This window comes from Mesorhizobium sp. M7A.F.Ca.CA.002.04.1.1, from assembly GCF_004022805.1.
Classification (GTDB): domain Bacteria; phylum Pseudomonadota; class Alphaproteobacteria; order Rhizobiales; family Rhizobiaceae; genus Mesorhizobium; species Mesorhizobium ciceri.
In genome coordinates, this window is the sequence record NZ_RZPL01000158.1 from 1 (window position 1) to 9322 (window position 9322).

Consider the following 9322-nt stretch of genomic DNA (forward strand, 5'->3'; position numbering starts at 1 on the left):
GTTGCAGAGCCTGCCACGCGCTGAAACGGCAGCGGCGAGCTGGCGCGATTTTGGTGCCGTGATCCAGGTGTCGACCATCGACGCCGCGCTGCCGCTGGTCGATCGCATCGCCGCCGAACATGTCGAACTGGCCATCGACGACGCCGAGGGCTTCCTGTCGCGGATGCGCAATGCCGGTGCGGTCTTTCTCGGCCGCCACACGCCGGAAGCCATCGGCGACTATGTCGGCGGCTCTAACCATGTGCTGCCGACGGCGCGCTCGGCGCGTTTCTCGTCCGGCCTGTCCGTGCTCGATTTCGTCAAGCGCACGTCGATCCTCAAGCTTGGACCGGAGCAGTTGCGTATCTTGGCGCCGGCGGCGATTGCGCTGGCCAAGGCGGAGGGTCTTGACGCGCATGGACGCTCCGTCGCCATACGGTTGAACATGTAGGCGGCGATGTCTGGCCCCGATCAAACCCGCGCCAGGCTGATCGATGTCGAACTCGATGAATCGATCGGCCGGTCAACGCCGGATGTCGAGCATGAACGTGCAGTGGCGATCTTCGACCTGATCGAGGAGAACAGTTTCCAGCCCGTCAATGACAGCGGCGACGGCCCTTACCGGCTGAAACTGTCGCTGGCCGAGCAGCGGCTGGTGTTTGCCGTGGCGCGCGAGGATGGCACCGCCGTCGTCACCCATATCCTGTCGCTGACGCCGCTCCGGCGCATCGTCAAGGATTACTACATGATCTGCGAAAGCTACTACGACGCCATCCGCTCCTCGACGCCGAGCCATATCGAGGCGATCGACATGGGCCGCCGCGGCCTGCACAATGAAGGTTCGCAGACGCTGATGGACCGGCTGTCCGGCAAGATCGACATCGACTTCGATACGGCGCGCCGGCTGTTCACGCTGGTCTGCGTGCTGCACTGGCGGGGCTAGCCCTGTCGCCCGGCGCCCTGCCCCGTTCGATCCTGTTCCTGTGCGGCATGAATGCCGTGCGCTCGCCAATGGCGGAGCAGCTGGCGCGCCGGATGCTGCCCGCCACCGTCTTTGTCGCTTCGGCCGGCGTTCGCGCCGGCGAGCGCGATCCGTTCGTCGATGCGGTGCTGGCCGAAGAAGATCTCACGCTGGGCGAGCGCCACCCAAGGACGATGGACGATCTCGAGGACGACTATTTCGACCTCATCGTCACGCTGGCACCCGAAGCGCACCACGCCGCACTCGAACTCACCCGCTCGCTCGCCGTCGAGGTCGAATATTGGCCGACGCCGGACCCGACCGACGCCGGTGGCACGCGCGAACAGATCATGGCAGCGTACCGGGACGTCCGCGAGCGGCTGAAGGTGCGCATAGGCCGACGTTTCTTGCTTCCAGAGGCAAAAAACGCGACGGATTAAGCGTGTTCACAAGCGGACGATTATCATATAGGTTCCGCCGAAATTCCGGCCAGGGTGCTGGAACTACCATCCAAGCAAAGGTATCGAATGCCGAAGGAAGAAGTCCTCGAGTTTCCGGGTGTCGTGACGGAATTGTTGCCGAACGCGATGTTCCGGGTAAAGCTCGAAAACGAACACGAAATCATCGCCCATACGGCCGGCCGCATGCGCAAGAACCGCATCCGCGTGCTGACCGGCGACAAGGTTCTGGTCGAGATGACGCCATACGACCTGACCAAGGGCCGCATCACCTATCGTTTCAAGTAAGCAAAGCCCGACTGGTCCGCGATGAGCATTTTGCAGAAGCTGGTGCTTGCCTCGGGTTCGCCGCGCCGAATCGAGCTCTTGCAGCAGGCCGGGATCGAGCCGGACCGCGTGCTGCCGGCCGATATCGACGAGACGCCGCTGCGTGCCGAGCATCCGCGCTCGCTGGCCAAGCGGCTGTCGAAGGAAAAGGCCGAAAAGGCGTTTGCGTCACTGAAGACCGAAGCCGACTATGCGCCGGGTTTCGTGCTGGCCGCCGACACGGTGGTTGCCGTCGGGCGGCGCATCCTGCCCAAGGCAGAAACCCTCGACGACGCCGCCAACTGTCTCGGGCTGTTGTCGGGCCGTTCGCATCGGGTCTATTCCGGCATCTGCCTTATCACCCCGGGTGGCAAGCTGCGCCAGCGCCTGGTCGAGACGCGGGTGCGTTTCAAGCGGCTGCCGCGCGAAGAGATCGACGCCTATATCGCCTCGGGCGAATGGCGCGGCAAGGCGGGCGGCTACGCCGTCCAGGGCCTCGCCGGCGCCTTCGTCGTCAAGCTGGTCGGCTCCTACACCAACATCGTCGGGCTGCCGCTGTATGAGACCATCGCGCTGCTGAGCGGCGAAGGCTTCAAGGTGCATGGCGGCTGGCTGGCGGGAACCCGGCTGTGAATTCCGATCCCAAAGTCACGCCCTTGCGCCCAAAGCGCCCCTGTCCCGAATGCGGCAAGCCCTCGGCGCGCGACAGCTTTCCGTTCTGCTCGACGCGCTGCAAGGACATCGACCTCAACCGCTGGCTGAAGGGCGCCTATGTCATCAAGGCCCGCGATGACGAGGAAGAGACGGATCCCGACGCTCCGAAATGAGGTCGTCAGGCGGCCTCGGTCTTGCGCGCCACCCGCGCCCAGCCCGGCAGCCAGTCGCCGTGAGCGGCCAAGAGATCGTCGACCAGTGACCAGATCTGGTCGAGATCGAGTTCGGCCGCGGTGTGCGGATCCATCATCGCCGCGTGGTAGATGTGCTCGCGGTTCTCGGTCATCAGAGCCCGCACCGTCAGTTCCTGCACGTTGATGTTGGTGCGGATCAGCGCGGTCAATTGCGGCGGCAGCTCGCCTATATAGGTCGGCTGGATGCCGGAGGCATCGACCAGGCACGGCACTTCGGCGGCGCAATCCCGAGGCAGCGAGGTGATGCAGCCATTGTTGCGGACATTGCCGTAGATCACCGACGGCTCGCCGGTCCAGACTGAATTCATGATCGAGGAGGCATATTCCCGGGACTGCTCTACCTCGATGCGATCGGCCGAGCGATAGGCTTCAGCCTGCCCCTTCCAGCGCTCGATCTGCTCGATGCAGCGCTTGGGATATTCATCAAGCGGGATGCCGTACTTCTCGATCAGGTCCGGGCGGCCGTCCTTGATGAAATAGGGCGTATATTCGGCAAAATGCTCCGAGCTCTCGGTGACGAAATAGCCGAGCCTGGTCAGCATCTCGTAGCGCACCTTGTTGGCACAGCGCGGGTTCCAGCCGGGCTTGGGCGCGCGGCCTTCGCGATAGGCGCGCACGAGATCTGGGTAGAGGTCGCGGTAGGAACCGTCCGGCTGGCGATGCTCGAACTTCAGATAGAACGCCATGTGGTTGATGCCGGCCGAGCGATAGCGGATCCCTTCGTAGGGAAGGTCGAGGTCTTCAGCCAGCTCCATTGCCGTGCCCTGCACCGAATGGCAGAGGCCGACCTGCCTGATCTCAGGGTATTTCTCTGCTATCGCCCAGGTGTTGATCGCCATCGGGTTGACATATTGCAGCATGATCGCCTGCGGGCAGACGGCGAGCATGTCTTCGCACACCTTCCACAGATGCGGCACGGTCCTTAAGCCCCGCATGATGCCGCCGACGCCGAGCGTGTCGGCGATCGTCTGGCGCAGGCCGTATTTCTTCGGCACCTCGAAGTCAGTGACGGTGCAGGGCTCGTAGCCCCCGATCTGGAAGGCGACGACGACGAAATCGGCGCCGGCCAGCGCCTTGCGCTGATCCGAATGGGTCTCGGTCTTCGCCTTGACGCCAAGCGTCGCGATCAGCTTGTTGACGACAATGGCGCTCTCTTCCAGCCGCTGCGGATTGATGTCCATCAGCGCGATCGTCGCGCCGGACAGCGACGGGCGCTGCAGCACGTCGCCGACAATGTTCTTCATGAACACCGTCGAGCCGGCGCCGATGAACGTGATCTTGGGATTTCTTGCCATGCTAACCTCCGGCATATGTTCAGGCCACATCGAAAGCGGCCCTGACGAGCCGTTCGGTGTAAGCGGTCTTGGGATTGGACAGGACGTCGTCGACGGGGCCCTGCTCGACGATCTTGCCGTTCTGCATGACGATCACGCGATGGCATAGCGCGCGCACCACCTTGAGGTCGTGCGAGATGAAGAGGTAGCTGAGGCCGCGCTCGTCCTGCAGCTTGCGCAGGAGGTCGATGATCTGCGCCTGGACGGAGAGGTCCAGCGCCGATGTCGGCTCGTCGAGCAGGATGAATTCTGGTTCGAGCGCTATGGCGCGGGCGATCGCGATCCGTTGTCGCTGGCCGCCGGAGAATTCGTGCGGAAACCGCGACAGAATATCGCCCGGCATGCCGGCGCTGACCAGCGCGTCGCGCACCCGTTCGACCCGCTCGCGCCGCGTCGCCCCTATGCTGTTGACGATCAGCCCTTCCTCGATGATCTGGCCGATCGTCATGCGCGGGTTGAGCGAGGAGAACGGATCCTGGAAGACGATCTGCATGCGCGAGCGCAACGGCCGCATCTCGGCCCGCGACAGGCCGTGGATCGGCTTGCCGTCGAAACGGATCTCGCCGCGCTTGGCGTCGATCAACCGGAGCAGGGCCTGGCCGAAGGTGGTCTTGCCGGAGCCGGACTCGCCGACCAGCCCCAGCGTCTCATGACGACAGAGTTTCAGGCTGAGATCGTCGACGGCGACCAATTCGCGCCAGTCGGGTTTCAGAAAGGTGCCGTGGCGCAGCATGAATGAGACGCGCACGCCGCTGGCCTCGAGAATGGTGCCACAACCCTCCGGCAGCGGCTTCGGCTGCCCGTGCGGCTCTGAAGCCAGCAGCCGCCTCGTATAGGGATGCCGCGGATCGCCGAACAGCCGTTCGGTGGCGTTGTGCTCGCACATTTCGCCATGCTGCATGACATAGACGTAGTCGGAGAACTGGCGCACCACGGTGAGGTCGTGGGTGATCAGGATCACCGCCATGCGCAGCTCTTTCTGCAGGCTGCGGATCAGGTTCAGGATCTGCGCCTGGACGGTGACATCGAGCGCCGTGGTCGGCTCATCGGCGATCAGCACGTCGGGATTGTTGGCCAGCGCCATGGCGATCATCACCCGCTGGCGTTGCCCGCCCGAGAGCTGATGCGGGTATTGTCTGAGCCGCGCGGCAGGATCGGGAATCTGCACGTGCTGCAGAAGTTCGAGCGCTCGCGCCCAAGCCTGTTTGCGGCTGACCTTACGATGCACCCGGATCGCCTCGACGATCTGGCTGCCGACCGTATAGATCGGGTTGAGCGAACTCATCGGCTCCTGGAAGATCATCGAGATGCGGTTGCCGCGCAGCTTGCGCCGGGCGCTCTCGGGAAATTTCAGGATGTTTTGCCCGTCATAACAGACGCTCGAGCCGGGCGACACCGTGGCGCGCCGTGACAGCAGGCCCATGACGGTGCGCGCCGTCACCGACTTGCCCGAACCGGATTCGCCGACGATGGCGATCGTCTCGCCGCGATAGAGCTGGAACGAGATGTCCTTGACCGCTTCGACGACGCCATGCTCCACCTTGAAGGCCACGGCGACGTTGCGGGCATCGATGATCGGCTGGTCCTGGCGTCCATCATGGTCGTGACGGACGATCGGTGCGAAGGATTCGGCGAGCGCGACGGACATCTCAGCACCTCAATAAGGGTCGACGGCGTCGCGCAGGCCGTCGCCCAGCGCGTTGAAGGCAAAGACGGTGACCAGCACAAAACCGACCGGCGACAGGATCCAGGGATAGGTGCCGATGACGGAATAGGTCGCGGTGTCCTGAAGCATCAGGCCCCACGAGATCAGCGGCGGCTTGACGGCGAAGCCGAGGAAACCGAGGAAGGATTCGAGCAGCACCACGGTCGGGATCGCCAGCGTCACGGCGACGATCACATGGCTCATCACATTGGGGAAGATGTGCTGCATGATGATGCGCCGGTCGGTGGCGCCGACCGCCATGGCGGCGCGCACATACTCGATCCGCGCCAGCGCCAGCGTCTTGCCGCGCACTTCGCGCGACATCTGCGCCCAGCCCAAGGCCGACATGACGATGATGACGAAAGCGAGGAAGACGTTGGTGGGAGCGGTGACCGGGATCAGTGTCGTCAGCGCCAGATAGAGCGGCAGCTGCGGGAAGGCGAGCACCAGTTCGACGAAGCGCTGCATCCAGACATCGAACCTGCCGCCGAAATAGCCGGAAACCATGCCGACGGTGGTGCCGATGACGGTGATGATGAAGACGACCGTCAGGGCGATCATCAGCGAGACGCGCGAGCCGTGGATGGCGCGCGACAGCACGTCACGGCCGAACTTGTCGGTGCCTAGGAAATGCACCGGCTGGCCGTCCAGCGAGCCGAACAGATGCCGGTCCGCCGGCAGCAGCCCAAACAGCTTGTAGGGCGCGCCATGCACGAAGAAACCGAGCAGCCTAGGATGATCATAGTCGGGGCCGACGACGGGCTGGAAAGTGACCGGATCGAGGTCCGCCGAATCGGCCAGCGCATAGACCCTCGGCCGTGCGGTGAAACCGCCGTCTCTGTCATGGAAGCTTGGCACCTGCGGCGGAGCGAAGCCGACATCCGTGACCTTCGGGTCCATTGGCGCGATGAATTCGGCGAATACGGCCATCACCAGCAGCAGCACGACGAGCCAGAGCCCGGCCATGCCGGTCCAGGAGCGCTTCAGCCGGCGCCAGACAAGCGCCATGTAGCTTTCGTTGCCATGCGCCGGTTCGGCGACGATGGGCCCTTCGGCAGGCAGCGGTGGAGGGGATGGATCGCGCGCCAGCATCTCAACGCTCCCCGAACTGGCGCACGCGCGGATCGAGCAGCACGAGCAGCATGTCGGCGATGATGTTGCCGACGATGAGCGTCGCCGACAGGACCATCATGAAGGTGGCGGTGACATAGACGTCGCCGACAGCCATGGAGCCGACGATCGCCGGGCCGACGGTCGGCAGTGCGAAGATGATCGCCGTCTCGATCTCGCCGGTCAGCATATAGGGCAGCACCACGCCCTGATACATGATGAGCGGATGCAGCGCGTTGGGCACGGCGTGGCGCATGACGACGGCAGCACCCGTCAGCCCCTTGGCCCTTGCCGTCTCGACATATTGCGCGTTCAGCGTATCGAGCAGATTGCCGCGCATGACGCGCATATTGTAGGCGAGGCCGCCGAAAGTGGCGATCGCCACCACCGGCCAGACATGTTTGTCGAGGTCGACGAATTTGGCCCACGACCACGGCGCACCACCATATTGCGGCGAGAAGAATGAGCCGATCTCAGACACGTTGAACTGGAAGACCAGGAGATAGACGATGATCAGCGCCATCAGGAAGCGCGGCACCGTCATGCCGAGGAAGGAGATGGCCGACAGTGTCGAGTCGATCCAGGTGTATTGCCTTGTCGCCGCCCATATGCCGAATGTGATGCCCAGCACCGAGGCCAGCAGATGGCAGACCAGCGCCAGAAGGAGCGTGCGCGGCAGGCGCTCTCCGACCACATCGGCGACCGGTTTGTTGTAGTACAGGCTGTAGCCGAAATCGCCGCGGGTGACGATGCCGACGATCCAGTTGAGATACTGCACGGGCAGCGGCTTATCGAGGCCATGCTCGATGCGATAGGCCTTTGCCTGCGCGTCGGCCTCGGCAAAGGAAGCTCCACCCTGGTTGATCGCCTGCGAGCGGATGTAGTCGGCATAGTCACCCGGCGGCGCCTGGATGATGGCAAAGGTGGCCAGGCTCAAGATGGCGAGGACCGGGATTGCCGACGCTATGCGCGTGAGCAGGAATCGCAGCATGGACGGTTCATTTCCTTGTCTCGCCGATCGCGCCCTTGGTTGCGTCCGGAGGTTGGTTTGTCCGGCCGCGCCAGCGGCGCGGCCGGAGGTCTCTCAGTCAGGGAGGTAAACCTAATTCATCAGCCCCTTCTCTCCGGGTTTGCCGGGCAGCTCATCGGGGAACAATTCATATTTCGCCTGCTTGTCTGCGGCGACAAATACCCGTTCGCGGATGATCGAATCCTCGGCCCAGTTGAACATGAAGATCGGCGTGCCCTGCGGAATGTTCGAGAATCGCTTATTGACGATCAGCGCGCCGGGATATTCCGTCAGGCCGACATTGTAGACGTGCTCCGTCGAGATCTTCTGGAATTGTTTCATCAAGCTGGCGCGCTGGTCATTGTCCTGCGTGGAGACGAACTTGTTGACGATGTCGACGAGGTCCTTTTCGAACGGCATCACATCGACCTCGCCATTTTCCGGCGCACGATGGTCCCAGCTGGTGCGCGGGCCGACAGGGGCAAGCTGCACGGTGTTCTGCACCACCGAGGTCAGTTCCTGTTCGTTGCGCCGGACCAGCCAATCGAAGCGGCCGGAGTATTGCGAAGCGTCCCGCTGGGTGCCGTTGAGGCCGTTGAGCACGACCCGCAGCCCGAGCTTTTCCATCTGGGCGACGACGCCTTCGGCAAGGCTTTTGTCGGTCGTGTAGTCGTTGTTGACCAGCATCACGATCTCGACATTCTTGCCGCCGGCGGTGCCGGAAGGGAAATTCACGAAGCCGTCGCCGTCCGTATCCTTGAGGCCGGCCTTGGCGAGTTCAGCCTTGGCGCCATCGAGGTCGAAGGGGTAGTAGACCGTCGAATTGCGGTCGTAGAAGCTGGTTCCTGACGACAAGCCGCCGGGATAGATGGCGGTGAACGGCCCCTTGACCAGCGAGTCGCCGAGCGCCTTGCGGTCGAGCGCCATGGTGACGGCCTTGCGGAAATCCTCGTTGCGGTTCAGCTCGCGGATCGCCTGGCCGCGTTCGTCCGGATTGCCCCAGCCATTGGCGGAAAAATTAAAGCGCAGATTGTAGCCGATGAGCCGCGGGCCGAAAGCAAGACGGGCAGGCGCGTTCGCCTCCGCCGCACGCTTCAGCGAGGCGACGAAGTTTTCCGGCTGCTCCAGATTGGAAAAATCAGCCGCGCCGGCCACCGCCTGGACGTCGCGATCGGCCCAGGTCGACAGCTTGTAGTGCAGTTCGTTGAGATAGGGCAGTTGATTGCCCTTTTCGTCGACCTTCCAGTAATAGGGATTTCGGCGCATGACGATGATGTCGTCCGGCCGGTATTCGACCGGGACCCAGCCGCCCATCACCGGCATGTTCATGAATTCCGGCGGGAAGGCATTTTTGAACTGGTCATAGGTGTTCTTCGAATATTTCGGATGCTGCGGCTTCAGGATGTGCGCGGGACCAGGACAGAAGGTGCCGTAGGCCATGGCATACAGGTACTGCTTCGGGAAGGCGTCCTTGAAGGTCCATTCGACGGTGTAGTCGTCGATCTTCTTCAACGTCGTGCCGACGCCGAAGGTTTCCGGCGTGGCGCCGTTC

Annotated in this window: 11 protein-coding genes; 6 read left to right on the forward strand and 5 right to left on the reverse strand. The window is 63.2% G+C overall.

Annotated features, from left to right (window positions below; all coding sequences use genetic code 11):
- The 6 genes from ENZ75_RS11060 to yacG all read left to right on the forward strand — a co-directional run.
- On the forward strand, positions 1-430 hold a 430-nt coding region (locus tag ENZ75_RS11060; protein WP_206617030.1), incomplete at its 5' end, for a histidinol dehydrogenase.
- 6 nt (positions 431-436) lie between these two features.
- Positions 437-922, forward strand: coding sequence for a UPF0262 family protein (locus ENZ75_RS11065; protein WP_013530198.1), 486 nt, complete (start codon positions 437-439; stop codon positions 920-922).
- Positions 910-1380 carry a low molecular weight phosphatase family protein gene (locus ENZ75_RS11070; protein ID WP_013530197.1) on the forward strand — a complete coding sequence of 157 codons (471 nt, stop codon included), beginning with the start codon at positions 910-912 and terminating at the stop codon, positions 1378-1380. The genes ENZ75_RS11065 and ENZ75_RS11070 overlap by 13 nt, the downstream gene beginning before the upstream one ends.
- An 87-nt stretch (positions 1381-1467) precedes the next feature.
- Entirely contained in the window at positions 1468-1686 is a 219-nt protein-coding gene (gene infA / locus ENZ75_RS11075; RefSeq protein ID WP_006200926.1) for a translation initiation factor IF-1, read from the forward strand.
- Positions 1687-1707: 21 nt separating this feature from the next.
- Positions 1708-2337, forward strand: coding sequence for a Maf-like protein (locus ENZ75_RS11080; RefSeq protein ID WP_013530196.1), 630 nt, complete (start codon positions 1708-1710; stop codon positions 2335-2337).
- Positions 2334-2531, forward strand: a complete 198-nt coding sequence (gene yacG, locus ENZ75_RS11085; protein WP_013530195.1) for a DNA gyrase inhibitor YacG — start codon at positions 2334-2336, stop codon at positions 2529-2531. Before ENZ75_RS11080 ends, yacG begins: the two co-directional genes overlap by 4 nt.
- A 5-nt stretch (positions 2532-2536) precedes the next feature.
- Here the strand turns inward: yacG and ENZ75_RS11090 are convergent, their stop codons facing one another.
- The 5 genes from ENZ75_RS11090 to ENZ75_RS11110 form a co-directional block, all read right to left on the reverse strand.
- The gene (locus ENZ75_RS11090; RefSeq protein WP_063170044.1) at positions 2537-3907 is read right to left on the reverse strand and encodes an alpha-glucosidase/alpha-galactosidase; all 1371 of its coding nucleotides are present in this window, start codon (positions 3905-3907) and stop codon (positions 2537-2539) included.
- 19 nt (positions 3908-3926) lie between these two features.
- Positions 3927-5594 carry an ABC transporter ATP-binding protein gene (locus ENZ75_RS11095; RefSeq protein WP_063170043.1) on the reverse strand — a complete coding sequence of 556 codons (1668 nt, stop codon included), beginning with the start codon at positions 5592-5594 and terminating at the stop codon, positions 3927-3929.
- Positions 5595-5603: 9 nt separating this feature from the next.
- Positions 5604-6743, reverse strand: a complete 1140-nt coding sequence (locus tag ENZ75_RS11100) for an ABC transporter permease (protein WP_063170042.1) — start codon at positions 6741-6743, stop codon at positions 5604-5606.
- Between the two features lies 1 nt (position 6744).
- Positions 6745-7752, reverse strand: a complete 1008-nt coding sequence (locus ENZ75_RS11105) for an ABC transporter permease (protein ID WP_063170041.1) — start codon at positions 7750-7752, stop codon at positions 6745-6747.
- Positions 7753-7863: 111 nt separating this feature from the next.
- Positions 7864-9322: ABC transporter substrate-binding protein (locus tag ENZ75_RS11110; RefSeq protein ID WP_128278100.1), on the reverse strand; the 1459-nt coding region annotated here is incomplete at its 5' end.